Here is a 26,755-nt window from a genome sequence, read left to right as displayed (position 1 = left end):
TCTCCTCTCAAACGATCCACGGCGGAACGCCGAACTCGACGCCGTCGGGGCCGAAGGCCTGTGCCCCGCCCGGCGCAGTGACGAGTGCGGTGTAGCCGGTGCCGGGGTCGGCCAGGACCCGCCGTACCGTGCGGGCGGGCATGACGACGGTGTCGCCGGCCGCGACGGTGTACGTCCGCCCGCCCAGCTCGACGGTCGCCGCCCCCGCCACCCAGCTCCACACCTGCTCACTGTCGAAGTCGTGCACGGGCCCCACGGCTCCCGCCTTGGCCTCGACCTTCCACAGGGACCGCGTGGCCCCTCCCTGCGCCGGCGAGGCGAACGTCGTCATGACGCCCCCTGGAGTCTCCGACCGGCGCGCCTCGGCGTCACGTATGACGGTCACTGCGCTGCACCCCCTAAGATAGGCAACTACGTTGTCCATATAGTTAACCAGGTTGTCTATCGTGTCAAGTTACGTGCCCGGTTTCGAGCTGCCCCTGCGCCTGCTGCTCGCGTTCAGGCTGCTGATCGACGAGCTGCACACCGAGCTCGGCAGGCAGGGCCATCCGGACCTGCGGCCCATGCACGGCTTCGTGATGCAGGCGATCGGCCCCGACGGCACCACTGCCGTTGAGCTGGGCCGTACGCTGGGCGTCTCCAAACAGGCGGCGGGAAAGACGATCGAGACGCTCGAACGCATCGGCTACGTCGAACGCACCACCGACGCCCGCGACACCAGACGCAAGATCGTGCGCCTGACCCCCTACGGCATGGACGCCCTCGACCGCTCGGCCCACATCTTCGACGCCCTGCGCGCCCGCTGGTCGGCCGAGCTCGGCGAGGAGCGGCTGCGCGAGCTCGAAGCCGACCTGCGCAGGATGACCCCGGGCAACCCGTGGCGCCTTGACATGCCCGGCTGGTTCGGCAACCTCTGACCATGCCGGGAGGAACTTCTGTGCCGGGGCGCACAGATTCCCCATCAGCCGGGACTCATCCTGGCGGCATGACCCGTCCAAGCTCCAGCACGTCAGCCGCGCGGCTGGGAGCCGCGCTCCTGGCGGGCGTGCTGCTCGCGACAGCACCTGTGGCAGCGACAGCCGCCGACAAGAAGACCACCGGCAGAACGGACGCGCGGGAACTTCGCCGCACCCTGGACGCCATCCACGAAGCAGGCATGTACGGCGTCTACTCCCAAGCCACCAACGGCTCCTGGCACTGGCAGGGCGCCGCCGGCGTGGCCGACACCCGCACCCAGCGCCCGGTACGCCCTGACATGCTCCACCGAGCCGGCAGCACCACCAAGACCTTCACAGCGGTAGCCGTCTTACAACAGGTCCACCACGGCAGGATCGACCTCGACTCCTCCATCGGCCACTACCTGCCGGACCTGATCCCAGGCGACCGAGGCACCCGGATCACCGTCCGCATGCTGCTGAACCACACCAGCCACATCGCCAGCTACACCGACACGCTGTTCCCCACGCTGGAGCACCTGGACGAGTACCGCTTCCACGAATTCACCCCGGAGGAGCTGGTCCGCAGAGGGCTGGAAGCCCCCGCCAGCGGGCAACCCGGAGCCTTACCCGGCCGCTACTCCAACACCGGCTACATCGTCCTGGGCCTGCTGCTGGAGAAGGTGACAGGCGTACAGGCGGAGCGCTACATCACCGACCACGTGATCCACCGGGCAGGCCTGCGGCACACGTTCTTCCCCCGCACCCCGCACCTCCCAGGACCGCACTCCAGAGCGTACGAGTCGGCGGGCGGAGCGCTGGACCCGCCCAAGGACTACAGCGTCTACGACATGTCCTGGCTCTGGACGGCAGGCGCGCTGGTCTCCACGATGGACGACCTCAACCGCTTCTACCGCCTCCTGCTGCGCGGCGAACTGCTCGACCCCGCCCTGCTCACCGAGATGAAACAGACCGTCCCCATCATGGACGGCCCGCTCCCCCGCCAGTACGGCCTGGGCCTCTTCCACGAGCGGCTGGCCTGCGACTTCTGGGGCCACGACGGGCGCGTGCTGGGCATGGAGACGGCGTCCTGGTCCACCCCGGACGGCGCCCGCCAGGTCTCCTTCGGCTACAACCGCAGCGGGTACCCCTTCGTCACCGAGACCGGCGAGCTGAACCCGATCATCGTGGCCGGTCTCGAACACCTCTCGACGGCGGTGTGCGGAGCGGCAGGCTAGGCGGCGAGCTGCAGCCCCAGGCTGGTGAGGTTGGTCCGCGCCCAGGCCAGCTCCTCGGCCAGCATCGACACGAGCGCCCCCGGCCCCTTGGCCCGGCCGGGGACGAGCAGGTTGTGCGTCTCGACCTCGATGTGCGCGCTGCCGCTGACCGCGCCCGACAGCATGGCCGTGAGCGTGTCCTGGAGGACGCCGCCCGTGCCCGGCGTCTCGCCCGTGTGGTTGTGCACGTGGCCCAGCTTGACCACGGGCGCCCCGGCCTCGGCCAGGCCCTTGAGCGCCGCGCCGGGCTCGCCGGCGTCGCAGGCGAGGTGGCAGGCGTCCAGGCAGACGCCGAGGTGCTCGGAGTCGATGCCGCACACCCGCTCCAGCGCCTGCTCGGTCGTCTCCAGCACGCAGCCGGGCCACGGCTCGAAGCCGACCCTGATCGTCTTGCCGGTGGTGCTGTAGATGCCGCGCAGCTCGCGGGCCAGCCGCTCCAGCCGGCGGGTGGCGATGGAGTGCAGGTCGGCGGGCCAGTCGCGGCGCCAGCCGATGGGGATGGTGGAGATGCTGCCGAAGCGCACATCCTCGGGGAGCAGGAACGCCAAGATCTTGGCGAGCGCCATCGTGTAGCGGTAGCGCTCGGGCTTGGCCCAGTCGGGGCCGGGCACGTCCTGGTTGCGGCCACCGGTGCCGTTGAGGCTCACGACCTCCAGGCCGCGCTCCTCCAGGGAGCGGCGCAGGCGTACCAGCTCGATGCGGTCGGCCGTGAGGTGGTCGGCCACGGTCGGGGACAGCCACAGCCCGATCCCCATCCGCTCGACGCCCAGCCGCTTGCGCACCGGCACCGCGTAGCGGGTCAGGTGCGCGATGAGGTTCTCCAGGTCCTCAGCGGGGTGGACGCCTGCGTTGTAGGCGAGGTGCACGAGCGTTCCGTCATCGTGACGCAGGCGCATCGGTTTCCTCCAGGGCTTGCATTAGTGTTCCCGTCGCCCGCCTCGGACGTGCGATCCATGTGAGCATGCCTGCCGGCGCCCCACACGCACGTCCGCCCTGAGTTGACTTCCTACTACTCCCCAGGGAGCAGGCCCCCAGCTTGGGAGCGCGCTCTTGTGGCTCACTTGGATGAGACTTGGCGAAGCTCTACGCAGTGTAGTACTACTCGCGGTGGTGGTATACCCGCCCACCCAACAATTACGCAACGACGGCAACCTTCTCACTTCTCCCCATCCGGGATGTGATGATCTCCAAAGATGCCGTACGTGCCACACAGGGCCCCGTCCGGGCGCTTTCGGGCACCCAGGTGATTGCTCCCATCCGAGACCTCCCACGGGCTTCAGCGGCGGCCTCAAGCCGCCCCGTCCACAGCTATGACTGATCAGCCCGCCGAAATGTGACATCGGCCCGGCCCCTGGATCGGGACCGGGCCGTGAGGCGGCGTCAGGACAGCACGCCCTTGGCGCATTCCCCGAGGTTCTGCGGGCCGAGGACCTCGACCGGAATCGCCAGGACGTTCACTCCACTGCTGCACATCGGGATGGTGAGACTGGTGGCGGCGTCCACGTCCAGGGGCGGCTGCACCCGCGCCCGGGCGGCAGGGGCGGGCGCGGCGACAGGCAGGACGGCGGCAGCGGCGAGGAGCGCAGTGAGACGACGGGGCAAGCGGCGCATGCGTGAGCCTTCCGTTGAGGATGTTCCGCATGGGGTGATCCCCGCACGGGACCGTCACTTCCCGTCATTGACGGTCACGCTAGGTTTGCCTGGCAGGTGGGCGCACATCACCTTCTGACACGCGAAAAGCCCCCGCGCCAGGCGCGGGGGCTTTTGTGGGACCCAGGGTCAGTTCTGGATCGGAGCGGCGATCGCGGCGGCCGAGTCCGGGATCTTCGAGGCGGACTCGCCCTTGAAGATGAACTTGGCGTTGTCGCCCTCGCCCTCGATCGTCACCTTCACGACCTGGCCGGGCCGGAGCTCGCCGTACAGGATCTTCTCCGACAGAGAGTCCTCCAGCTCGCGCTGGATCGTACGGCGCAGCGGCCGGGCGCCCATGACGGGGTCGTAGCCGCGGTCGGCCAGGAGCTGCTTGGCCTCGGGCGAGACGTCGAGCCCCATGTCGCGGTCCTTCAGCCTGGCGTCCACCTGGGCGAGCATCAGATCCACGATCTTGATGATCTCGTTCGGCGTGAGCTGGTGGAAGACCACGATGTCGTCGACACGGTTGAGGAACTCGGGCCGGAAGTGCTGCTTGAGCTCCTCCTGCACCTTGGACTTCATCCGGTCGTAGTTGGAGTCGGCGTCGTTGGACTTCGCGAACCCGACCCCGATGCCCTTGGAGATGTCGCGGGTGCCGAGGTTGGTGGTCATGATGATGACCGTGTTCTTGAAGTCGACCACGCGGCCCTGGGCGTCGGTCAGGCGACCGTCCTCCAGGATCTGCAGCAGCGAGTTGAAGATGTCGGGGTGGGCCTTCTCGATCTCGTCGAACAGGACCACGGAGAACGGCTTGCGCCGCACCTTCTCGGTGAGCTGGCCGCCCTCCTCGTAGCCGACGTAGCCGGGAGGCGAGCCGAACAGCCTGGAGACGGTGTGCTTCTCCATGAACTCCGACATGTCCAGGCTGATCAGAGCGTCTTCGTCGCCGAAGAGGAACTCCGCCAGAGCCTTGGACAGCTCGGTCTTACCGACACCGGAGGGGCCGGCGAAGATGAACGAGCCACCGGGACGGCGCGGGTCCTTCAGACCGGCGCGGGTACGCCGGATGGAGCGCGACAGGCCCTTGATGGCGTCGTCCTGGCCGATGATCCGCTTGTGGAGCTCGTCCTCCATGCGGAGCAGGCGCTGCGACTCCTCCTCGGTCAGCTTGAAGACCGGGATGCCAGTGGCGGTCGCCAGGACCTCGGCGATGAGCTCCTGAGTGACCTCGGCCACGACGTCCATGTCGCCGGCCTTCCACTCCTTCTCCCGCCGCTCGCGCTTGAGCTGGAGCTGCTTCTCCTGGTCGCGGAGGGCAGCCGCCTTCTCGAAGTCCTGCGCGTCGATCGCGGACTCCTTGTCGCGACGGACGTTGGCGATCTTCTCGTCGTACTCGCGCAGGTCCGGCGGAGCGGTCATCCTGCGGATGCGCATCCGGGAGCCGGCCTCGTCGATGAGGTCGATCGCCTTGTCGGGCAGGTAGCGGTCGCTGATGTAGCGGTCGGCCAGCTGCGCGGCGGCGACCAGCGCGTCGTCGGTGATCGACACGCGGTGGTGCGCCTCGTAGCGGTCGCGCAGACCCTTGAGGATCTCGATCGTGTGGCTGAGTGAGGGCTCGGCCACCTGGATCGGCTGGAAGCGCCGCTCGAGCGCCGCGTCCTTCTCCAGGTACTTGCGGTACTCGTCGAGCGTGGTCGCGCCGATCGTCTGCAGCTCGCCGCGGGCCAGCATTGGCTTGAGGATGCTGGCGGCGTCGATCGCGCCCTCGGCGGCGCCCGCACCCACGAGCGTGTGCAGCTCGTCGATGAACAGGATGATGTCGCCGCGCGTGCGGATCTCCTTCAGCACCTTCTTCAGGCGCTCCTCGAAGTCACCGCGGTAGCGGGAGCCGGCGACCAGGGCGCCGAGGTCAAGCGTGTAGAGCTGCTTGTCCTTCAGCGTCTCGGGCACCTCGCCCCTGACGATCTTCTGCGACAGGCCCTCGACGACGGCGGTCTTGCCGACGCCGGGCTCGCCGATGAGAACGGGGTTGTTCTTGGTCCTGCGGGACAGGACCTGCATCACCCGCTCGATCTCCTTCTCACGGCCGATGACCGGATCCAGCTTGCCCTCGCGGGCGGCCTGGGTCAGGTTGCGGCCGAACTGGTCGAGCACCAGGGAGGTCGACGGGGCCGACTCCTGCGGACCGCCCGCCGCGGCCGGCTCCTTGCCCTGGTAACCGTGGAGCAACTGGATGACCTGCTGCCGGACACGGTTGAGATCAGCTCCAAGCTTGACCAGCACCTGGGCCGCCACACCCTCACCCTCACGGATGAGCCCGAGCAGGATGTGCTCGGTGCCGATGTAGTTGTGACCCAGCTGCAAAGCCTCACGGAGCGACAGCTCGAGGACCTTCTTGGCCCGCGGGGTGAACGGAATGTGCCCCGACGGAGCCGACTGGCCCTGGCCGATGATCTCCTCGACCTGCTGGCGCACACCCTCAAGGCTGATGCCGAGGCTCTCCAGAGCCTTGGCGGCCACGCCCTCACCTTCGTGGATCAAGCCAAGAAGAATGTGCTCAGTGCCGATGTAGTTGTGGTTGAGCATCCTGGCCTCTTCTTGGGCCAAGACGACAACACGCCTCGCTCGGTCGGTGAACCTCTCGAACATCTCGTCGCTCCTCACAGAGCGGTCAGTCAGGCCGGTAAATCCGGTCCCGTCCTCCCGCATGCTAGCCCTGGCTCGGCGAACCGTGCCCACTGCCGCTGACACGCTCTATAACAGAGACGTTCCCCGAGAGCAGGGCGTTCACCCTCCATCCAACTACTGTTCGGGGGTGACGTGTTCCCGATACGCCGCAAGCGAACGATGTTTAGGACGCTTCACGGAAGCGGCTGTAATTGCCCCCCGCGACGCACGCGGACCCACACGGATCGTCCTCCGGACGCCTGGCGCGGAGCCGGCGCGGGGACGCCACTTTCGCCCCTGCATCTGAGATGCCGCGTCCGTATCTATTACGTCATCATCTTATGTCGCGGGCCGGACCAAGGCCAAGCGAGCACGCTACGCCCTGAGCACAACACGGCACACACCGCACATCGCCACAAGCGCCATGCGAAAGCGGTATCCCGGGGATCGCGGCCGCGGCTACTGGGAGCCGCGGGCCACGGTTGCTGCGAGCCGCGGGCCACGGTTACTGCGAGCGGGCGGCCTGATACCGGGCGACGAGCTCGTCCACGGCCTGCGCGACCTTCAGCGGGTCGGCCCCGAGCCTGACCAGAGCCTGCACAGCGGCCCCTCCAGCCTCAGGCGCGGTTCCCGGCACCCCGGGCGCGGTTCCCGGCACCCCGGGCGCGGTTCCCGGCACCCCGGCGTGAGCCCCCGCGCCCGGCATCCCGGCGTGAACCCCGGCACCCGGCGTCCCCGCGTGGGCCCCGGCGTTCCCGGCCTGGACCTGAGTTCCCGTGCTCTCGCGCACGAGCCCCAGCAGCAGGTGCTCGGTCCCGATGTAGTCCAGCCCCCGCTCCAGCGATTCGCGGTTGGCCCGCTGCATCGCCTGCTGCGCCCCCGGAGAGAACGGCAGATGCCCCGACGGCGCCTGCGCCCCCGGCCGGACGATCTCCAAGACCTGACGGCGCGCCCCGTCGAGCCCGACGCCGAAGCCCGCCAGAACCTGAGCGGCCACGGCCTCACCCTCGCGAACCAGCCCGAGCAGGAGGTGCTCGGTCCCGATCTGGGGATGGCCGAGTGTCCTGGCCTCTTCCTGAGACAGGACGACCACCCGCCGCGCCCGGTCGGTGAACTTCTCGAACAACTCGCCGCTCCTCACTAGCAGTCGGCAGGGCCGGACAATGCACCCATCCTTCCGCATCCAGGCGAGCGGACGACAATTCGCGATCTTGGCGGCACCGGATCACCTGCGGCGCCGGCTCGCGCATCCCGTACAGACGGTAATCAGTAATCCCGCGCCCCATCCGGTCAGCCGGGTTACCGGACCGGTCGGCGGCATAGCCTCTCAAGGACGACGGCATTGTGCGCTGGAACCGGCATTGTGCGAGGGATACGGGCTACTTGCCGGTTATGCCCGGCTCCCCGCATGCGGTGAGCGGGTAATCGGGGAGCCGGAGGCGATGAGGTTTTCCGCGACCGCCGGGCCGGCCAGAGCCCGGCTTAAGCGTTACAGCGAGTGAAGAGCTCCACGGAAATTTTCGTATGGCCCGTTCCATGGGCGCGGCATCTGCTCGGTGCGACGGGTGACAACCTCCGCGCGGGACCTCAATGCCCGCCGCACGAGCCAATGCGGGCGGCCGACGCCCGGTTCGTACGCGCGAGCGTACGTTGAATGAGGCATGGCCGCCCCACACGGCATTCGCGCCCGCCGCCATCACATAAGCCGGCGACCCGCCGGTGAAACGGCGCCGTGGACGGGGCAGGGAACGCGTGCGTCCAAAACGCCCACATATGGGCGCTCAGGAGATCATCTTCCGGAACGTCCCGCATTCTGGGACGCCGAAGAAACGATCATGCGCTTATGGCGGTCGCCGGGGTCCGAGGCGAGCATCATAAGCGCATGGTCGAGAGCCGGCCCTTTAGTGAGCGGCTTCGTACTTCTCCACGACGGTGGAGGCGATGCGGCCGCGCTCGCTGACCGGCAGGCCGTGAGCCTTGGCCCACTGCCGGATCTCGGAGCTCTTCTCGCGGCTCATCGCACGGTTGCCGCCCCGGCCACGCCGGCGCGTGGGTACGGCGCCCGCCCTGCGCGCATGCTGCACGAAAGGCGTCAGAGCGTCCCTCAGCTTCTTCGCGTTAAGGTCGCTGAGGTCAATCTCATAGGTGGAGCCGTCAATAGCGAAGCTGACCGTCTCATTGGCCTCGCCCCCATCGAGGTCATCGATGAGAATCTCCTGGATCTGCTTGGCCATGTACGCAATCCTTTCGCGGAGCATTGTTTCATTCGCCTGCCCAAACATATACCCGGAAAGGCGTGGAGACAATTCAACGCTACGGGGATTCGGCTGACTAGCCGATCAGTTCTGGCGCTCGGGCTGATCCTCGCGGTTTCGCCGGCCCCCCAGGGCCTCGGATCGGACCAACTTCACTACGCCAAAGATGAAGGCGCCGCCCACCACCACCGGGGGGATGAGCGCTGACAATACGTCTGTTAGGGCTTCCATTCGTCCTCGCCTCCACGGCTTGCGGGGTTTCGGGGGCGCAAAAAGCGCTGGGAGCGTGACCACGGGGATCCCGGTCCCTCATGACGCCCAGGGCGACAACCACCCGTACCCGACCATAGCGCCACACAGATGCCCTGCGCGTCGCAGGGGCGCCAACATCCGGCAACCCGGACGCCCCATAGCCTAATGCCAGTCTCTCCAGGCTCCTTACCGGATCAACCGAAAATTTGGCGAAAAGGCGTAGCCCCAGGTACGGGCAGCTCAGCGAAGATCTTTTACCACCCGCGTTCCCGCTGCCCTGTCGTGCGGGCCCCGCTCCAGCGGCTTGTCGATGAGGATGAGCAACCCCACCCCGAACAGCAGCATTCCGGCCAGCAGATTGACGACCGGAATGCCCATGAGCATCACCGGAGCGGGATAGACCAGGGTCCGCTTGAGCAGATCGCGACGCGGCAGGCCGTCCGGCGCCAGCCGAATCTTCATGATCGCCTTACCGAACGTCCGCCCGCGCCGGGAATGCGCCCACCAGTCGTAGCCCGCATATGCCAGCCCGGCAAGCAGCCACGCGAAGACTCCCGGCAGCCGCCCGCCGAAGACCTCGGCCATCCCGACAGTCCGGAAGAAGCCCCACAGCGCGATGAACAGAATGTAATAGAAGACCCCGAAGACGAGCGCTTCAATCAGCCGGGCGCCGAGTCGTTCCCACCATTCGGCGGGGAGCGTGTCCAGCCGCGGGGCCGTCCCGGCCATAACTGCCACCTCGTGTCGTCGGGGCTCGGGTCGCTAACTAATTCTGGTACAGGTCCGCACACAAAACATAGGGGCCGGCGAGGCCGGCCCCTATGTCGCGTCCGCGGAAGGTTACTTGATCTTGACCACCACGGTGCCCGCGAACTTGTCCGCGAACGTCTGCTGCAGCGGCTTGTCCCAGAGGTGGGAGGCGCCGTTCAGTGCCACCAACGCCCAGGCCAGCAGGCTGGGGATGAAGGTGAACGGGATGGCGTTGAAGATCCAGCCGCCCCAGGTGACGCCGGCGCGCTTGAGCGCCGCGTCGGAGGGCAGCCCGCCGGGGTGCATCGCCTGACCCACCTGGACGACCTTGATGCCCATGACCATCTTGCCGACGGTCTGGCCCTTGGCCTTCAGCAGGAAGAAGTCGAAGGCCACCCAGAGCGCCGTCACGATGATCCCCGAGAGGACCGTCACCAGCGTCAGTGACAGGAATCCGCTGCTGCTTCCGTCCAGCGTGGAGTAGCTGGCGACCGCGAACAGGCCGAAGATCACGCCGACGACGATGTTGACGATGAACAGGATGACGAAGTCGATGATCCTCGCCACCAGGCGCTGCCACCACTCCGCGAGCGGCGCCGGCGCCCCGGGGGGCTGCACGCCGACCGGCTGGCCGTAGGCCTGCCCGTAACCGGGCTGCTGGCCGTAGCCGCCCTGCCCGTACTGCTGCGGCTGCTGGCCGTAGCCCTGCTGACCGTACTGCTGGTCGTAGCCCTGCTGGCCGTAACCGGGCTGGGCGTAGCCGGGCTGGGACTGCTGCTGCTGGCCGTACTGGCCCTGCTGCTGCTCGTAGCCCTGCTGGCCGTAGCCCTGCTGCTGGCCGTACTGGCCCTGCTGGCCGTAGTCCGGCTGGGACTGCTGCTGCTGGCCGTACTGGCCCTGCTGCTGGCCGTATTCCTGCTGGCCGTAGCCGGGCTGCGACTGCTGCTGCTGCTGCCCGTACTGCTGACCGTAGTCGGGCTGCGACTGCTGTTGCTGCCCGTACTGCTGGCCGTAGTCCGGCTGGGACTGCGGCTGCTGGCCGTACTGGCCCTGCTGGCCGTAGTCGGGCTGCGACTGGGGCTGCTGGCCGTACTGCTGGCCTGAGGGAGCCTGCTGGCCGTAGCCGTGCTGCTGCCCGTAGCCCTGCTGGTCGCCGTACTGCTGGCCGTAGCCGGGCTGGGACTGCTGCTGCTGCCCGTAGCCCTGCTGCTGTTGCTGCCCATAACCCTGCTGCTGGCCGTGCTGAGCCTGCTGGCCGTAGCCGGGCTGGGACTGCTGCTGCTGCCCGTAACCCTGCTGCTGGCCGTACTGGCCCTGCTGCTGGTCGTAGCCCTGCTGGCCGTAGCCCTGCTGCTGGCCGTACTGGGGTTGCTGGCCGTAGCCCTGCTGCTGACCGTGCTGGCCCTGCTGCTGGCCATACTGGGGCTGCTGGCCGTAGGCGTCGTCCGCCCGGTAGCCGACCACAGTCACGTCCGGGTCGGGCTCGCCGGGGTGGCGGCCCGCGTTCTGCTGCCCGTAAGGGGGATTCTCGCCGGATTCGTCCTGTGGATACGGCGGCTGTCCGGTGCTCACCGTGTCACCTCGCTTCGAGTGCGCATGTGGCACGTGTCAGGACACATGCCTGTGCTGCCCAACGTATCGACATAGGAATCAACAATCACCTTTCCATCTGGTCAAGGTCCGCGTCACCCGATGTCAGATGGAGCAGCATGCGGGTGTTGCCCAGGGTGTTCGGTTTGACGTGTTCCAGGTCGAGGAACTCCGCCACGCCCTCGTCGTACGAGGCCAGGAGTTCGGCGTACACCTCTGGTGAGACCGGCGTGCCCTGAATCGGGCGAAAGCCGTGCCTCGCGAAGAAGTCGACCTCAAAAGTCAGACAGAATACACGTCGCAGACCCAGATCCTTCGCGTGCTGTATCAGCGCCGAGACGATCCGATGGCCGACGCCCATGCCGCGGCACGCGGGATCCACGGCCACGGTGCGGACCTCCGCGAGGTCCTCCCACAACACGTGGAGCGCGCCACAGCCGACAACCTGCCCGCCCAGCTCGGCCACCCAGAACTCCTGCACGTCCTCGTACAAGGTCACGGTGGCCTTCTCCAGGAGCCGCGGGCCCGCGCCCGCGTAGGTGTCGACCAGACGCCTGACCGTCCGCACGTCGGGCGTGCGGGCACGCCGGACCACCACCGCGGTCTCGGGCCCGGTCTCGGACGTTCTCAGTTCGGCCACCTGCTCCATGGCTCTCCAGAGTACAGATGTCATTACGGCTCAGACTTAACTCCCATGTCTCGCCCCATCCTGTTACATCGGGTTGCCATATGAGCACGCATCCCGCATCCGGCAGAAGCCACAACGAAGGTGACATAAAGCCCGTTCTGCCCAGCCAGGCACGAGATCACCTTGTGACCCTTCGGTTGTGAAACCTCTATGAACTCGGCAGTTCCGGTTGAGCACGAACTCGGAGTGCATTAGTGTCCAGCGACGATGTTCCCCGCGTGTCGCGCGCGCGGGGCACGCCCAATCCCCGCGAGGGGAGCCGGGGAACCAGCGGCGGCGACCCCCATCGCCGCCACCCGGGGTGAATCCGAGTCGGTTCGGTAGGGCTGCTCCGGCCCGAACCCGTCAGCTAACCCGGTCGGCGTCGAGGAAGGGAGCATGGTTGGTGCGCACGCGCAACGGCGGGGAGAAGGTGGCGGGCAGGCACGCCCGTCCTCAGGAACGACTCGGGCGATCACGCCGCCTGGGCGGTGTGGTGAGTCTCACACTCGCCGCCCTCCTGATAGCCATTCCCGTCGGCCCCGCCTCCGCCGACCCTGAGCCCTCGCTCCAGGACCTGGCCAAGCAGGTCGAGAAGATGCACAACGAGATCGAGACGCTGACCGAGGAGTACAACGGCCAGCGCGAGAAGCTCAAGACCGCCAAGAAGGCCGCCGACGCGGCGCAGAAGACGCTCTCGACCAGTGAGGCCGATCTGGAGGCCAAGCGCGCCAAGGCCGCGCTGCTGGCGCAGAACGCGTACATGACCGGCGGGATGAACCGCATGCTGGCGTTCGCCACCTCCGGCGACCCCGACACTTTCCTCGACCGCGCCGCCACCATGGACGTGCTGGAGCAGCAGCAGGGCGCGGAGGTCAACCAGGTCACCGCGGCCAGGGAGGCCGCCGAGCGTGCCAGGGCGGGCGCCAAGGCCCGCATCGACGAGGTCCAGGAGATCGTCTCCGACCTCGACGGCAAGCGCGACAAGATCACCAAGCTGGTCACCAAGGTCGAGAGCAACCTGTTCAGGCGGGCCCTGGGCGAGGCCGGCCGGCCCGGCACCCGGGCGCAGCGCGTCAACCTGCCGATCGTCGGCGGCGGCAAGGCCGCGCAGGCCGCCCGCTGGGCGCTCACGCAGCAGCTCAAGCCGTACGTCTGGGGCGCGGAAGGCCCCAACTCCTACGACTGCTCCGGCCTGGTCATGGCGGCCTACCAGAAGGTCGGCATCTCCCTGCCGCACTACACCGGCAGCCAGTGGACCGCGGGCAGGCACATCTCACGCGAGGAGATGCGGCCAGGCGACCTGGTGTTCTTCTACAACGACCTGCACCACGTCGGCATCTACCTCGGCGGCGGCATGATGGTGCACGCGCCGCAGACCGGAGACGTGGTGCGGATCGCCTCGCTCGCCAACAGGCCGTTCGCGGGCGCGGTCCGCATCGCCGACTGACCTGCCGGCCGCCGCCGGTGCGGTGCGCGTCGCCCGTTCGACCTGGCCGTGCCCCTCTCCGTGCCGCCCCGCCGCTAGATCAACTGGCGGCGGGCCGCCCAGGCCACGGCTTCGATCGCCGTGGCGACACCGATGCGGTCGCAGATGCCGCGTAACCTCCTGCGTACCGTCCGCCCGCTGATATCCAGACGTCTGCCCACCCGGTCTACCGTGACTCCCTTGGCCAGCTCCGCCAGCAGCGCAAGATCCGCATGGCTCAGCTCAACGCCCTCAGTGAGCACATCCATCGGGAGCCCTCCCCCCCAACAGCTGAACAGTGGCCTCGGGACCGGGCCAAAGTCGCTCCTCGCAGACGGTAAACGCATCGTGGAAAGGTCGTCAAGCATGACAATCTCTGCTCTTGACGAGCACTATTGACATGATCCGATATATGTGACCTACTCGCGATATGTCAGCACCGATCAGCCCGCGATGAGCGACCTCATGGAGCCTTCCGGCGCTCCGGAACCCGCGGTTTCCGACCCCGTTGACATCCTGGGTTTTGATCCGTTCGATCGCGAATTTCTGCGTGATCCTTATGCCCGCTACCGCGAGCTGAGCGCGCGCGGCCCCCTCTTCCGTACGCGTGCGGGCCTGCTCGTCGCCACCACGCACGAGCTCTGCTCGACCCTGCTGCGCGACCCGCGCTTCGGCCGCGGCTCCGGCAGGCCGACCGGCGGAGAGCCAGGTCAGCCCGCGCCCTCGTTCCTGTGGCTGGACCCGCCCGACCACACCAGGCTGCGCGCCCTGGTGAGCAGGGCGTTCACCCCGCGCATGATCGAACGGCTGCGCCCGCGCGTCGAGGCGATCACGTCGTCGCTGATCCGCGAGCTGCCCGAGGAGGCCGACCTCGTGTCCGGGCTGGCCTACCCGCTGCCGGTGATGGTGATCAGCGAGATGCTCGGGGTGCCTCAGGAGGATCACGAACGCTTTCGCGGCTGGAGCGAGAAGCTGGCCCGCGGCCTTGACCCGATGCTTACAGAAGACCTCTTATCGGAAACCGGCCGGGCCAGAAGGGAGTTCGGCGACTACTTCCGCGAGCTCGCCGCGATCAGGCGGGAGCGGCCGGGCGACGACCTCCTGAGCGCCCTGACGCGCGTGCGGGAGCTCACCGAGGCCGAGTTGCTGGCGACCTGCGTGCTGCTGCTCGTGGCCGGCCACGAGACCACCGTGAACCTCATCGCCAACGGCGTCCTGGCCCTGATCCGGCACGGCCTGCTGCCGCACGCGGCCGAGCGGCCGGGCCAGGTGGTGGAGGAGGTGCTCCGGTACGACCCGCCGGTCCAGCTCACCTCGCGGGTCGCCCTGGAGGACGTGACGCTGGGCGGCACGCCGGTGCCCGCGGGCACCCCGGTGATGGCCGTGATAGGCGCGGCCAATCGCGACCCGGCCGTCTTTCCCGATCCCGACCGCTTCGACGTGACCCGCTCGCCGGAGCGGCATCTCGCCTTCGGGCTCGGCATCCACTTCTGCCTCGGGGCCACGCTGGCGCGGATGGAGGGCGAGATCGCGCTGTCGGCGCTCGCCTCGGCGGCGCCCGGGCTGGAGCTGGGCGATCCGGAGCCGCCGTACAAGGAGAACCTGGTGCTGCGCGGGCTGGCCGCGCTGCCCGTACGGGTGAAGAGGTAGGTCACCCACCTGGGCGGGTGACGGCGCGCGTACCTACTGGAGAAGGCGGCGTCCGCGCACCCCGCCTGGCCGCAGGCGGGCGCGCGGACGTTTACCGGCGTTTACTGAGTGGGCTTGACCAGCGGGAACAGGATGGTCTCGCGGATGTTCTTACCGGTGAACGCCATGATCAGCCGGTCGATCCCCGCCCCCATGCCCCCGGTGGGCGGCATGGCGTACTCCAGCGCCTGCAAGAAGTCCTCGTCGAGCTGCATGGCCTCCGGGTCGCCCCCGGCGGCCAGCATGGACTGCTCGACCAGGCGGCGGCGCTGGTCGATCGGGTCGTTCAGCTCGGAGAAGGCGGTGCCCAGCTCGGTGCCGAACCCGATGAGGTCCCACTTCTCGGTCAGCAGCGGGTCGTCGCGGTGCACGCGGGCCAGCGGCGAGGTCTCCACCGGGTAGTCCATGACGAACGTGGGCTGGATCAGCGTGTGCTCCACCAGCTCCTCGAACAGCTCCTGCACGAGCTTGCCCGCGCCCCACTTGGCGTCCCAGTGGATCTCCCGCCGGTCGGCGATCTTGCGCAGCTCCTCCAGGCTGGTGGCGGTGGTGATCTCCTCGCCCACCGCCTCGGAGACCAGGTGGTGCAGCGGGACGCGCGGCCACTGGACGCCGCCGAGGTCGACCTCGGCGCCCTCGTGCACGACCACCGTGGTGTCCAGCGAGGCCAGGGCGGCTCGCTGGATCATCCGCTGCGTCAGGTCGGCCATGTCGTGGTAGTCGAGGTAGGTCCCGTAGGCCTCCACCATGGTGAACTCCGGGTTGTGCGTGGAGTCCGCGCCCTCGTTGCGGAAGGTCCTGCTGATCTCGAAGACCTTCTCGATGCCGCCCACCACGAGCCGCTTGAGGTAGAGCTCGATCGCGATGCGAAGGTAGAGCTCCATGTCGTAGGCGTTGATGTGGGTCTTGAACGGCCGGGCCGCCGCGCCGCCGTGGATCGGCTGCAGCATCGGCGTCTCGACCTCGAGGTAGCCCTCCTCGTGCCAGAAGTCGCGCACCGCGCGGACCGCGGCGCTGCGCACGCGGGCCATCTTCCTGGCGTCGTCGTTGACGATGAGGTCGACGTAGCGCTGGCGGACCCGCGCCTCCGGGTCGGTGAGCCCGATGTGCTTCTCCGGCAGCGGGCGCAGGCACTTGGCGGTGATCTGCCAGCTCTCGGCGAGGATGGACAGCTCGCCGCGGCGGGAGGTGATCACCTCGCCGGTCACGCCGATGTGGTCGCCGAGGTCGACGTCGCGCTTCCAGCGGGCCAGCGAGTCCTCGCCGACCTTGTCGAGCGAGATCATCACCTGCAGATCGGCGCCGCCGTCGCGGATGGTGGCGAAGCAGAGCTTGCCGCCCACGCGGTTGAGCATGACGCGCCCGACCACGCCGACCTGGTCGCCGGTCGCGGTGTCGGGCTCCAGGCCCTGGTATTTCTCCCTGACCTCGGCGTTGGTCGCCGTGCGTGGGAAATTCACCGGGTAAGGGTCGACGCCTTCGCTGCGAAGGCGGTCGAGCTTCTCCCTCCGGATGCGCATCTGCTCGGGAAGTTCGTCGCTCACAACAACAAAGGGTAGGGGATATGGCGAACTGCAAGGGCTCGTCGGCCCCCTGAAGGGTGGCTGAAGGAACGCTGCAAGAGCCCCGATTTACAACTTTCTTACGAGCTCGGGGGGGAGCCGGTAGGGAACCGGTCCAAAGGGAGCTCGAGGAGAGAAAGATGTTCAAGAAGATCGCGACCGGCCTCGCCGCTGTCGCCGCCACCACCGCCGTCGCCCTGTCGCTGCCGGCCTCGGCCCAGGCCGGCTCGTACGACTACTCCGACTACTGGGGCCCCGTCACCGCCAAGCACGACCTGGCCAGGGCCCAGGGCTGGATCGGCGTCGACTGGGACCACCACGGCGAGTCGAACGAGGTCACGGTCAGGGGCAAGCTGTGGGACCGGGACGCGCGCACCTACGAAGAGGGCGGCAAGTGCGCGTACGTCCAGTTCGAGGCCAGCGACTTCGACTACGACTGGTCTCCCGTCTACGCCAAGAAGTACTGCGGTTACCCCGGCTACAAGAAGTTCGGCTTCGAGGAGCACGACGTCTACAGCCTGCGGGTGAAGGTGTGCCAGATCGGCCCCAACGGCGGCTACCCGAAGAAGTGTGGCCCCTGGGAGTACCTCTACACCGCCGAGAGCGAGTAAGGCGAGGGCGGGAGAGGTACGTGATGGCGGGCGGTCCCCTGAAGGGGGCCGCCCGCTTTTTCACGCGGTGTTGCGGTGGTAGATCAGCCGGAGCCCGATGAGCGTGAGCCAGGGCTCGTGCACGTCGATCGAGCGCGACTCGCCCACCACCAAAGCCGCGTGGCCGCCGGTGGCCACCACGGTGACCTCGTCGGGGTCGTCGGCCAGCTCGGCGGCCATGCGTTCGACGATGCCGTCCACCTGGCCGGCGAAGCCGTAGATGATGCCGGCCTGGAGCGCCTCGACGGTGTTCTTGGCGATCACCGAGCGCGGCCTGACCAGCTCGACCTTGTGCAGTTGCGCGCCGGCGGCGGCCAGCGCGTCGACGGAGATCTCGATGCCGGGGGCGGTGACGGCGCCGACGTACTCGCCCTTGGCCGAGACCGCGTCGAAGGAGGTGGCGGTGCCGAAGTCGACGATGACGCAGGGGCCGCCGTACTGGTCGATGGCGGCCAGCGCGTTCACGATGCGGTCGCTGCCGACCTCCTTGGGGTTGTCCATGCGCACGGGCACCCCGGTGCGGATGCCCGGCTCCACGATCACCGCGGTCACGTCGCCGTAGTAGCGGCGGCACATCTCACGCATCTCGTTCAGCACACTGGGCACGGTTGAGCAGATGGCGATGCCGTCCACGTCGGCCCCCTTCAGCAGCGGCGACTGGGCCAGCAAGCCTTGCAGGACGACTGCGATCTCGTCGGCGGTGCGGCGGGCGTCGGTGGCGAGCCTCCAATGCTCGATGACGTCCTCGCCCTCGAACAGCCCCAGCACTGTGTGCGTATTGCCGACGTCGATCGTGAGCAGCATCAATTACCCCCGCAGATCCAGTGCGATGTCAAGGGCCGGCGCTGAGTGCGTTAGCGCTCCCACCGCAAGGTAGTCAACGCCAGTTTCCGCCACATCACGGGCCGATTCCAAGGTCAATCCCCCGCTCGCCTCAAGAGCAACCCTGTTTTTCGCCCGATTTTTCACGACGTGTACAGCGCGAGCTGTGTCCTCGACCGTGAAGTTGTCCAGCAGGATCAGCTCGGCGCCCTCCTCCAGAACGGGGTCGAGCTGGTCGAGCCGATCGATCTCCACCTCGATCGGCAGATCCGGGTAGCGCTCCCTGACCGCCCTGAACGCCTCGGCCACGCCACCGGCGGCCACCACGTGGTTGTCCTTGATGAGCGCGGCGTCCGACAGCGACATGCGGTGGTTGACGCCGCCGCCGCAGCGCACGGCGTACTTCTCCAGGGCGCGCAGGCCGGGCAGCGTCTTGCGGCTGTCGCGCACGCGCGCGGTGGTGCCGCTGATCGCCTCGACCCACCGGCCGGTCAGCGTGGCCACCCCGGACAGGTGCGTGAGCAGGTTGAGCGCGGTGCGCTCGGCCGTCAGCAGCCCGCGAACCGGCCCTTCGACGGTCATCAGCACGTCACCGGCCCTGACCTGCTCGCCGTCCTTGGACACGCGCTCGGCCCTGGCCGCGCCCAGCCGCACGAACACCGCCTCGGCCACCGCCAGCCCGGCCACGACGCCGTCCTTGCGGGCCACCACGTCGGCCACCGAGCGCTGGCCGGCGGGGATGGTGGCCAGGCTGGTGACGTCGCCCGCCTCCTGGAGGTCCTCGGCGAGCGCCCGGTCGATCAGCGCGTCCACCTCGGCCGGGTCCAGCCCGGCGGCGGTCAGCTCGTGCGCCAGGCGCGCCGGCATCGTGTCGCCGTGCGGCGTGTACGTCATGCGCAGGCCCTCCTCTGTCAGGGTCACGTCCAGGTGCCCCAGCCATTCGTTGTCGTCGCGGCTCTCGTAATCCTCGCGCCAGTGTGAACCGCGCGTCTCCAGCCGGGCCGCCGCCGCGCCGGTGAGGGCGGTGGCGACGGTCAGCAGGTTCGTGGCCTCCCAGGCCTCGGTGCAGGGGGCCACCTGGATCGGGGTCCAGCGCGCGTCGCGCAGCGCCCTGGCGGTGGCGATCAGCGACTCGCGGCTGCGCAGCACGCTCGCCCCGGTGCTCATGTGGGCCTGGATCCTGGGCCTGACCCTCGGGTCCACCAGGCCGGGCTCGGCCCCGCTCGCGACCGGCTCACCCGGCGCCGGGTCGGTGGCGTGGATGTCCTCGGCGATGCGCTCGGCGAAGACCAGCCCTTCGAGCAGGGAGTTGGAGGCCAGCCGGTTCGCGCCGTGCACGCCGGTGCAGGCGACCTCGCCGCAGGCGTACAGGCCGTCGATGGAAGTACGGCCGCGCAGGTCCGTGTGGACGCCGCCGCTGGCGTAGTGGGCGGCGGGCGCGACGGGGATCGGCTGGGTGACCGGGTCGATGCCGTGCTCGCGGCAGACCGCGTAGATCGTCGGGAAGCGGGACTCCCACTTGTCGCGGCCGAAGTGCCGGCCGTCCAGGTACACGTGGTCGCGTCCCGTCTCGCGGATGACGCGCAGGATGGCCTTGGCGACGACGTCGCGCGGCGCGAGGTCGGCCAGCTCGTGCACGTCGGCCATGAACCGGTTGCCCTCGTGGTCGGTGAGGTAGGCGCCCTCGCCCCTGACCGCCTCCGAGATCAGCGGCTGCTGGCCGGTCGAGCCCTCGCCGAGCCACAGCACGGTCGGATGGAACTGGACGAACTCGATGTCCCTGACCACGGCCCCGGCCCGCAGGGCGAGCGCCACGCCGTCGCCGGTGGATACGGCGGGGTTGGTGGTGGCGGCGTAGACCTGGCCCATGCCGCCGGTGGCCAGCACCACCGCCCTGGCGCGCACCGCGCCGACGCCGTCACGCGCGCCCTCGCCCATGACGTGCAGCGTCACTCCGGTGGCCCGGCCGCCGGCGTCCTTGAGCAGGTCGAGCACGAGCGCGTGCTCAATCACCTCGATGCCGCCTGCCCTGATCGCCTCGATGAGGGCCCGCTGTACCTCGGCGCCCGTGGCGTCGCCGCCGGCGTGCGTGATCCTGCTTCGCCGGTGGCCGCCTTCCCTGGTGAGCTGGAGCTCCCCCTCGGGGGTTCGGTCGAAGCGGGCGCCGCGCGCCATGAGCCGCCGCACCGCGCCGGGGCCCTCGGTGACCAAGGTGCGCACCGCCCGCACGTCGCACAGGCCCACTCCGGCGATCAGTGTGTCGCTCAGGTGTTCGTCAGGGGTGTCTCGCGGGTCGAGCACGGCCGCGATGCCGCCCTGGGCCCAGCGGGTGGAGCCGGCCGACAGCACGTCCTTGGTGACGACCAGGATCTTGGCCGCCGGATCCAGCTCGGCGTAGTGCAGGGCCACGGTCAGGCCCGCGACGCCGGAGCCCACGACGACCACGTCCGCCTCGACGGTCCAGCCCGGCTCGGGCGCCGTCAGCCGCAGGGGAATCAGCGGTGCGCTCATTGGGGGTCTCCTCACTGGGTGATCTCGTCAGCATGACGATAACCCCTGGAGTGCCTATTTCGTCAATATGACGATAACGCCTGGAGTGAGAGGAACATGCCCCGGGGTTGCTCAGTCGCCTTCGCTCTTCCTGATGAACGCCTCGTAATCGGCGAACGGCTCCAGCCCCATGGCCCTGCGGCGCTCGTCCAGCAGCTCCCGATCCTCGATCGGCATGGGCTCCAGCCCGTCGCCGCCGTTGTGGAACTGGGTGCCGTAGAGCTGGGGACGGCCGGAACGCACGCGTACGCGGTCCTCCAGGTAGGCGAAGTCGCGCGCCGAGGCCTCGTCGGAGTCCACCGCGTCGGCCATCACCTCGCGAAACAGGCGCTGCACGTCCCTGGAGGTCGCGTGCAGCGCCAGCAGCCAGGCCGCCCGCGCCGCCCGCTCCCCCACCTGGGAGATCAGCGGCCAGCCCCGGGTCGCGACGACGGAGTAGAGCCAGGCCGTGTTGCCCTCGTCGAGCCGCTGCAGGCGCGCGAGCCGCTTGTCGCCGGGAACGCCCTTGGCCGGGTCGCGCATGGCCTGGTCCATCTCCATGCGCCGGAGCAGCTCGTCCCTCAGCTCCTCATCCGTCATGCTCCCGACGGTAAACCGCCTCAGGCGGGATTCAAGGTGAGTGTGACGTTGTCGATCAGCCGCGTGCTGCCCACCTTGGCCGCCACCGCGAGCACGGCCAGGCCCTCATAATCCTCGCTCACCTCAGCGAACGTGGCCGGGTCGACCAAGGCCAGATAGTCGAGGTCAAGCCCGGGGCCCGCCTCGTCGAGCACCGCGCGCGCGGTCTGCCTGATCTCGGCCGGGGTGAGCCGGGCCGCGCCCGCGCGCAGGGCTTGCGACAGCGCCACCGCCACCTGGCGGTCACCGTCGGACAGGTAGCGGTTGCGGCTGGACAGGGCCAGCCCGTCGGGCTCGCGTACGGTCGGCGCGCCCAGGATCTCGACCGGCAGGTCGAGGTCGGCGACCATGCGGCGGATCAGGGCGAGCTGCTGGGCGTCCTTCTGGCCGAACACCGCCAGGTCGGGCTGCACCAGATTGAACAGCTTGAGCACGATCGTGAGCACACCGTCGAAGTGCCCCGGCCTGGAGGCGCCCTCGACGACCCGGCCCATCTCGCCGGCGGAGACGCTCACCTGGCGGTCGGCGGCGTACATGTCCTCGGCCGCCGGGTGGAAGACGACGTCCACGCCCTCCTCCCGGCACACCTCGAGATCGGCATCGAATGTACGGGGATAGCGTGAAAAATCCTCGTTTGGGGCGAATTGCAGGGGGTTGACGAAGATGCTGACCACGACCTGATCGGCGCGGACCCGGGCCTGCCTGATCAGCGACCGGTGGCCCTCGTGGAGCGCGCCCATGGTCGGCACCAGCGCCACCGTTCCGGTACGGCGCGCCTTGACCAGGTCCTCCCGGCCCCTGGCGACGATCAGATCCATAACAGCCCTCCCAACGCGACGGTCAGGTCCATATATTGCCCCCCAGTGCGTCGAGCAGCCGCTCCGCCTCCTCCGGTTTGAGCAACCCCGCGGCGAGCGCCCGATCGGCGGTGAGCCGGGCCAGCGCGACGTAGGCGTCGGCCGCCTCGGGAGCGGCCAGGATGAGCGCGTCGACGTGCTTGCGCACGGTGCCCGCGTCGCCACGGACCACGGGGCCGGTCAGGCCCGCGATGCCCAGCCGCAGCACGTTGTCGAGGGCCGCGCCCAGCAGCGGGCCCAGCATCCGGCCCGGATGATCGACCCCGATGCCGCGCAGCAGGTCGGAGGACTCGGCGATGAGCGTGACCATGTGGTTGGCCGCGTTGGCGAGGGCCGCGTGGTAGAGCGGGCGGTCGGCGTCGGCGATCCACACCGGCTCGCCGCCCATCTCGATCACAAGGGCCTCGGCGACGGGGCGCAGCAGCTCGGGGGCGGTGACGCCGTACGAGATGCCGGTGAGCTTGTTGAGGTCGTCGTCCCTGCCCGTGAACGTCATCACCGGGTGCAGCGCGAGCGGCAGCGCTCCGGCGCCGGCCGCCGGTTCGAGCACCGACAGCCCGTACGCGCCGCTGGTGTGCACCAGCATCTTGCCCTTGAGGTCGGCGCCGGTGCTGGCGAGCCCGCTGACGAGGTCGGGCAGCGCGTCGTCGGGGACGGTGAGCAGGACGAGCTGGGCCGCCGCCACCACCTCGTCGGGCCTGGACGGCGTGACGCCGAGCCTGTCGGCCGCCCATCGCTGCGAGTTGTCCGACACGCCGCTGGCGGCCACGACCCGGTGGCCCGCCTGGGCCAGCGCGGCGCCGAGAGCGGAGCCGACCTTGCCCGCTCCCAGCACGCCGACGGTCAGCCGTGCCGGGCGATCCCCTGCGTCCATGACGTCTCACCCCTGTCGACCGTGATGGCACTGCCGACCAGCGTAACGGCCTCTCAGGGTGGCGAGCGTGACCGGTGTTTTGCCGCGCGTTGAGTTATTCGCAAAAGCGACAAGGGCATACAAAGCGTGCACCCCCTGTCGGAAGAGATGAGGAGAGGGGTTCATCGCATGGCAGCGGGCGCCGAGCCCCGGATCGAGGCGCGACGCCCGCGCGATGCGACCTCTTGGAGGTGCGCCGGTCGGTCACCCGCCGACTGACCGACCGGAGGAAGAGCCCGGGCCGACCTGCGTCGGCCCGGGCTCTTTCCCATCAGTAGTGGTGGGGGCCGTTCACGACCGCGCCGCCCTTGCAACCGGCGACCGCGACGCCGATGACGGCCACGGCGTTGCCGCAGATGTTGATCGGGGCGGTGATCGGGGCGACCACCTGGTTGCCGGAGAGCACACCGCCGCCGCCGTTGGTGACGATGTCGGCGTGCGCCGGGACGGCCAGCGACATCATGGCGACAGCTCCGGTGACGACCAGGACCTTCTTCAGCACGAGGGCTTCCTCTCGGTTCTGCGGCACAGGGGCCGCTGGTGCGTGTTCGGGAGCGGCCGGCTTCGGCCAATTGGGGGTTGGCGGAACGCGACCACTCGGTGACAATGGGTAAACGTTACCTCAAGCACGCGACCTTGAGTAGCCATATGATGACAGTGCGTGTGCGTCGTCAGTCATGAGATAGTCCAGGGCATGTGGCTCACCTGGCGCGTCGCAACGGAGCGCGCGCTGTACGGCGAGGAGGGCTTCTACCTCCGCGAACGCCCGTCAGGCCACTTCCGCACCTCGGTCAGCGCCTCGGCGGCCTTCGCCGACGCGGTGCTGGCGCTGCTCGCGGAGGTGGACGCCGACCTGGGCGAACCAGACGTGCTCGACCTGGTCGACATCGGCGCCGGTGAGGGGGTGCTGATCACGCAGATGCTGGACGCGGCCGAGCCGCGCCTGCGCGACCGGCTGCGCGTCACCGCCGTGGACCTCTCGCCGCGACCGGCCGGCCTGCCCGACCGGGTCGAGTGGTCGCCGAGCCTGCCCACGGAGATCCAGGGGCTGGCCATCGCCAACGAGTGGCTGGACAACGTGCCGCTCGACGTGGTCGAGCAGACCTCGGAAGGGCCGCGGCTGGTCATGGTCAACGCGCACACCGGCGAGGAGCGGGTCGGCGGCGCGCTGCGGCCGGCCGACCGGAGCTGGCTGGAACGGTGGTGGCCGCTCGGCCGGGTGGGCACCCGGGCCGAGATCGGGCGGCCTCGCGACGAGGCGTGGGCGTCGGTTCTCGTGCGCCTCACCAGGGGGCGGGCGATCGCCATCGATTATGCACACCCTGTGGACAACCGGCCGCTGCACGGCACGCTCACGGGGTACCGCGACGGGGCGGTCGTCAGCCCCGTACCCGACGGGACCTGCGACATCACCGCTCACGTGGCCCTCGACGCGTGCGCGGAGGCCGGGCGGCGGGCCGGCGCGATATCCACAACCTTGTCCACACAGCGGGAGGAGCTGCGGGGGCTGGGGCTCACCGGGGAGCGGCCTCCGCTGGAGCTGGCCCGCAGCGATCCGCGCGGCTACCTCCGGGCCCTGGCGCGGGCCTCGGAGGAGGGCGAGCTGATCGACGCGTCGGGGCTCGGCGGCTTCGGCTGGCTCAGCCAGTCGCGGTGAGCTCCAGCGCTTCCAGCCCTCGGATGACGTAGCCGGGCTTCCACGACGGCTGCGCGCGCAGTTCCAGCGTGGCCGCCCGGTCCAGCAGCGCGCCGAACGACTCCAGCAGCTCGATCCTGGCCAGCGGCGCGCCCAGGCAGAAGTGGATCCCGGCGCCGAAGGAGATGTGCGGGTTGTCGGCGCGGCCCACGTCGAGCCGGTCCGGGTCCTCGAACACCGCGGGGTCCCGGTTCGCCGAGCCGAACAGCAGCGCCACCTCCGAGCCGCGCGGGATGCGCACGCCGTGCACCTCGATGTCCTCCAGCACCCACCGCTCGAACATCTGCAGCGGCGTGTCCCACCGCATCAGCTCCTCGACGGCCGTGGGCAGCAGGGACCGGTCGGCGCGCAGCCTGGCCAGCTCGCCGGGGTTCCTGAACAGGGACCACCAGCCGTTGCCCGTCACGTTCACGGTGGCCTCGTGGCCGGCGTTGAGCAGCAGGACGCAGGTGCCTACCAGCTCGTCCGCGGTCAGCTCGTCGATCTGGGCGAGGGCGCTGACGAGGTCGTCGCCCGGGCTCCTGCGGCGCCTGGCGGCCAGGGCCCTGAGGTACTCGGAGAACTCCGAGGCCGCGCGGACCGCGGTGTGCTGGGCGTCGGGGGACGGGTTGAGCTCGTACATGCCGCAGATGTCGGCGGACCAGGGGCGCAGCAGGTGGCGGTCCTGGTCGGGAATGCCGAGCATCTCCGCGATGACGGTGACGGGCAGCGGCTCGGCCACCTCGGCGATCAGGTCGCCGCCGCCCTTGTCCACGTACGCGTCCACGAGGCTCCCGGCGATGGCCCGGACGCGGGGACGCAGCGACTCGACCATGCGGGGGGTGAACGCCTTGGAGACCAGCCGGCGCAGCCTGGTGTGCACCGGCGGCTCCACGTCCAGCATGCCCGCTCTGATCACGCGCCAGAACGGCTCCTGGAACTCCGGCTCCGGCGGCTTGCCGAACTCCTCGTGGGTGGCCACGTGCAGGTAGGAGCGGCCCAGCCGTCGGTCTCTGAGCAGCGCGTTCACGTCGGCGTGCCGCGCGATGAGCCACTGGCCCGTCGGCTCGAAGTAGCTGACGGGCGCCTGGCGTCTCAGCTCGTCATAGACCCGGTAGGGATAAGCCACAAAATCCGGATTCCAAGGATCAAAGCCCACTAATCCATCTTAGGAGCGGCTTCCTCCTGCTTTGTGTGCCTGCTCCGCATCCGGATGTTGAGCAGCTCCACGATGACGGAGAACGCCATCGCGAAGTAGATGAAGCCCTTGTTGATGTGCTGCTCCAGGCCCTCCGCCACGAGCACCACGCCGATCAGCACCAGGAAGGCCAGCGCCAGCATCTTGATGCTGGGGTGGCTCTCCACGAACCTGCTGATCGGCCCGGAGGCGAACAGCATCACCAGCACGGACACCACGACGGCCGCGACCATCACGCCGATGTTGTTCACCATGCCGACGGCGGTGATCACGGAGTCCAGCGAGAACACGATGTCCAGCACCATGATCTGCAGGATCACCGAGCTGAAGGAGGCCGCGGCGGCCTGCTTGCCGTCCTTGCCGGTGGGGCCCTCCATGGCATGGTGGATCTCGGTGACGCTCTTGCCCAGCAGGAAGAGGCCGCCGAGCAGCAGGATCAGATCTCGTCCCGAGATCTCGTGGCCGAGAACGGTGAACAGCGGTTCGGTGAGCTGGACCACCCACGACAGGCCGAGCAGCAGGAGCAGCCGGCTGATCAGGGCGGCGGCCAGACCGAGCACCCGCGCCCGGTCCCGCTGCTCAGGGGGCAGCTTGCCGGCCAGGATGGAGATGAAGATGATGTTGTCGATCCCCAGGACGATCTCCAGGGCGACAAGGGTGAAGAAGCCGATCCAGATGTTCGGGTCGGTCACCCAATCCAACATCTGCTCACCTCCATGACTCAGGGG

At 69.0% G+C, this 26,755-nt stretch carries 25 protein-coding genes and 1 riboswitch; of the genes, 6 read left to right on the top strand and 19 right to left on the bottom strand.

What is annotated here, in order from left to right; translation table 11 throughout:
• Positions 1-7: 7 nt before the first annotated feature.
• Positions 8-385, bottom strand: a complete 378-nt coding sequence (locus tag FXF51_RS34685) for a cupin domain-containing protein (protein WP_148438934.1) — start codon at positions 383-385, stop codon at positions 8-10.
• Between the two features lie 61 nt (positions 386-446).
• Here FXF51_RS34685 and FXF51_RS34680 point away from each other — a divergent pair, with 61 nt between their 5' ends.
• The gene (locus tag FXF51_RS34680) at positions 447-917 is read left to right on the top strand and encodes a MarR family winged helix-turn-helix transcriptional regulator (protein ID WP_148438933.1); all 471 of its coding nucleotides are present in this window, start codon (positions 447-449) and stop codon (positions 915-917) included.
• A 68-nt stretch (positions 918-985) separates the two neighbouring features.
• On the top strand, positions 986-2,173 hold the full coding sequence (locus FXF51_RS34675) for a serine hydrolase domain-containing protein (protein WP_148438932.1): 1,188 nt from the start codon (positions 986-988) through the stop codon (positions 2,171-2,173).
• Here FXF51_RS34675 and FXF51_RS34670 read toward each other — a convergent pair.
• From FXF51_RS34670 to FXF51_RS34635, 8 genes are all read right to left on the bottom strand, one after another.
• Positions 2,170-3,108, bottom strand: a complete 939-nt coding sequence (locus FXF51_RS34670) for a sugar phosphate isomerase/epimerase family protein (protein WP_148438931.1) — start codon at positions 3,106-3,108, stop codon at positions 2,170-2,172. The genes FXF51_RS34675 and FXF51_RS34670 overlap by 4 nt on opposite strands.
• A 484-nt stretch (positions 3,109-3,592) precedes the next feature.
• Positions 3,593-3,823, bottom strand: coding sequence for a hypothetical protein (locus tag FXF51_RS34665; RefSeq protein WP_148438930.1), 231 nt, complete (start codon positions 3,821-3,823; stop codon positions 3,593-3,595).
• 168 nt (positions 3,824-3,991) lie between these two features.
• Positions 3,992-6,493 (bottom strand): ATP-dependent Clp protease ATP-binding subunit, encoded by a 2,502-nt coding sequence (locus FXF51_RS34660; RefSeq protein WP_148438929.1) that lies wholly within the window; start codon positions 6,491-6,493, stop codon positions 3,992-3,994.
• A 523-nt stretch (positions 6,494-7,016) separates the two neighbouring features.
• A complete protein-coding gene (locus FXF51_RS63895; protein ID WP_222871592.1) occupies positions 7,017-7,637 on the bottom strand; it encodes a Clp protease N-terminal domain-containing protein in 621 nt (206 codons plus the stop codon).
• Positions 7,638-8,412: 775 nt separating this feature from the next.
• The gene (locus FXF51_RS34650) at positions 8,413-8,745 is read right to left on the bottom strand and encodes a histone-like nucleoid-structuring protein Lsr2 (protein ID WP_148438928.1); all 333 of its coding nucleotides are present in this window, start codon (positions 8,743-8,745) and stop codon (positions 8,413-8,415) included.
• A 513-nt stretch (positions 8,746-9,258) separates the two neighbouring features.
• A complete protein-coding gene (locus FXF51_RS34645) occupies positions 9,259-9,747 on the bottom strand; it encodes an RDD family protein (protein WP_148438927.1) in 489 nt (162 codons plus the stop codon).
• Positions 9,748-9,858: 111 nt separating this feature from the next.
• Positions 9,859-11,340 (bottom strand): RDD family protein, encoded by a 1,482-nt coding sequence (locus tag FXF51_RS34640; RefSeq protein ID WP_148438926.1) that lies wholly within the window; start codon positions 11,338-11,340, stop codon positions 9,859-9,861.
• A gap of 85 nt (positions 11,341-11,425) precedes the next feature.
• Complete coding sequence (locus tag FXF51_RS34635) at positions 11,426-12,007, bottom strand: amino-acid N-acetyltransferase (protein ID WP_148438925.1); 582 nt, start codon at positions 12,005-12,007, stop codon at positions 11,426-11,428.
• A gap of 266 nt (positions 12,008-12,273) precedes the next feature.
• Positions 12,274-12,425: riboswitch (cyclic di-AMP (ydaO/yuaA leader) on the top strand.
• Positions 12,426-12,431: 6 nt separating this feature from the next.
• Between FXF51_RS34635 and FXF51_RS34630 the strand changes: the two genes are divergently transcribed.
• The gene (locus tag FXF51_RS34630; protein WP_262380036.1) at positions 12,432-13,475 is read left to right on the top strand and encodes an NlpC/P60 family protein; all 1,044 of its coding nucleotides are present in this window, start codon (positions 12,432-12,434) and stop codon (positions 13,473-13,475) included.
• Positions 13,476-13,549: 74 nt separating this feature from the next.
• Here FXF51_RS34630 and FXF51_RS34625 read toward each other — a convergent pair whose 3' ends face one another.
• A complete protein-coding gene (locus FXF51_RS34625) occupies positions 13,550-13,762 on the bottom strand; it encodes a LuxR C-terminal-related transcriptional regulator (RefSeq protein ID WP_043615366.1) in 213 nt (70 codons plus the stop codon).
• 184 nt (positions 13,763-13,946) lie between these two features.
• On the opposite strand from FXF51_RS34625, the gene FXF51_RS34620 reads away from it, so the two are divergent.
• Positions 13,947-15,143, top strand: a complete 1,197-nt coding sequence (locus FXF51_RS34620; RefSeq protein WP_262380035.1) for a cytochrome P450 — start codon at positions 13,947-13,949, stop codon at positions 15,141-15,143.
• A gap of 101 nt (positions 15,144-15,244) precedes the next feature.
• Here FXF51_RS34620 and lysX read toward each other — a convergent pair whose 3' ends face one another.
• Entirely contained in the window at positions 15,245-16,726 is a 1,482-nt protein-coding gene (gene lysX, locus FXF51_RS34615) for a bifunctional lysylphosphatidylglycerol synthetase/lysine--tRNA ligase LysX (protein ID WP_148438923.1), read from the bottom strand.
• A 158-nt stretch (positions 16,727-16,884) separates the two neighbouring features.
• On the opposite strand from lysX, the gene FXF51_RS34610 reads away from it, so the two are divergent.
• A complete protein-coding gene (locus FXF51_RS34610) occupies positions 16,885-17,355 on the top strand; it encodes a hypothetical protein (protein WP_148438922.1) in 471 nt (156 codons plus the stop codon).
• Between the two features lie 60 nt (positions 17,356-17,415).
• On the opposite strand, the gene FXF51_RS34605 is transcribed toward FXF51_RS34610, so the two are convergent.
• The 6 genes from FXF51_RS34605 to FXF51_RS34580 all read right to left on the bottom strand — a co-directional run bounded on the left by FXF51_RS34605 (position 17,416) and on the right by FXF51_RS34580 (position 23,656).
• Complete coding sequence (locus FXF51_RS34605) at positions 17,416-18,198, bottom strand: type III pantothenate kinase (RefSeq protein WP_148438921.1); 783 nt, start codon at positions 18,196-18,198, stop codon at positions 17,416-17,418.
• A gap of 3 nt (positions 18,199-18,201) precedes the next feature.
• The gene (locus FXF51_RS34600) at positions 18,202-20,727 is read right to left on the bottom strand and encodes an L-aspartate oxidase (RefSeq protein ID WP_148438920.1); all 2,526 of its coding nucleotides are present in this window, start codon (positions 20,725-20,727) and stop codon (positions 18,202-18,204) included.
• A gap of 111 nt (positions 20,728-20,838) precedes the next feature.
• Positions 20,839-21,345, bottom strand: a complete 507-nt coding sequence (locus FXF51_RS34595; RefSeq protein ID WP_148438919.1) for a DUF6624 domain-containing protein — start codon at positions 21,343-21,345, stop codon at positions 20,839-20,841.
• Positions 21,346-21,365: 20 nt separating this feature from the next.
• Positions 21,366-22,202 carry a pantoate--beta-alanine ligase gene (gene panC / locus FXF51_RS34590; RefSeq protein ID WP_148438918.1) on the bottom strand — a complete coding sequence of 279 codons (837 nt, stop codon included), beginning with the start codon at positions 22,200-22,202 and terminating at the stop codon, positions 21,366-21,368.
• 22 nt (positions 22,203-22,224) lie between these two features.
• Positions 22,225-23,115 carry a Rossmann-like and DUF2520 domain-containing protein gene (locus tag FXF51_RS34585; RefSeq protein WP_148438917.1) on the bottom strand — a complete coding sequence of 297 codons (891 nt, stop codon included), beginning with the start codon at positions 23,113-23,115 and terminating at the stop codon, positions 22,225-22,227.
• A gap of 310 nt (positions 23,116-23,425) precedes the next feature.
• Positions 23,426-23,656 (bottom strand): chaplin family protein, encoded by a 231-nt coding sequence (locus tag FXF51_RS34580; RefSeq protein WP_148438916.1) that lies wholly within the window; start codon positions 23,654-23,656, stop codon positions 23,426-23,428.
• A 192-nt stretch (positions 23,657-23,848) separates the two neighbouring features.
• Here FXF51_RS34580 and FXF51_RS34575 point away from each other — a divergent pair, with 192 nt between their 5' ends.
• A complete protein-coding gene (locus FXF51_RS34575; protein ID WP_148438915.1) occupies positions 23,849-24,811 on the top strand; it encodes an SAM-dependent methyltransferase in 963 nt (320 codons plus the stop codon).
• Here the strand turns inward: FXF51_RS34575 and FXF51_RS34570 are convergent.
• Entirely contained in the window at positions 24,795-25,958 is a 1,164-nt protein-coding gene (locus FXF51_RS34570) for a cytochrome P450 (protein ID WP_262380034.1), read from the bottom strand. The two genes, FXF51_RS34575 and FXF51_RS34570, sit on opposite strands and share 17 nt — an antisense overlap.
• A gap of 29 nt (positions 25,959-25,987) precedes the next feature.
• Positions 25,988-26,731 carry a TerC family protein gene (locus tag FXF51_RS34565; RefSeq protein WP_148438913.1) on the bottom strand — a complete coding sequence of 248 codons (744 nt, stop codon included), beginning with the start codon at positions 26,729-26,731 and terminating at the stop codon, positions 25,988-25,990.
• Positions 26,732-26,755: the final 24 nt, after the last annotated feature.

This window comes from Nonomuraea sp. PA05, from assembly GCF_008086045.1.
Classification (GTDB): Bacteria; Actinomycetota; Actinomycetes; order Streptosporangiales; family Streptosporangiaceae; genus Nonomuraea; species Nonomuraea monospora.
This window is presented reverse-complemented; position numbering and strand designations above follow the sequence as displayed.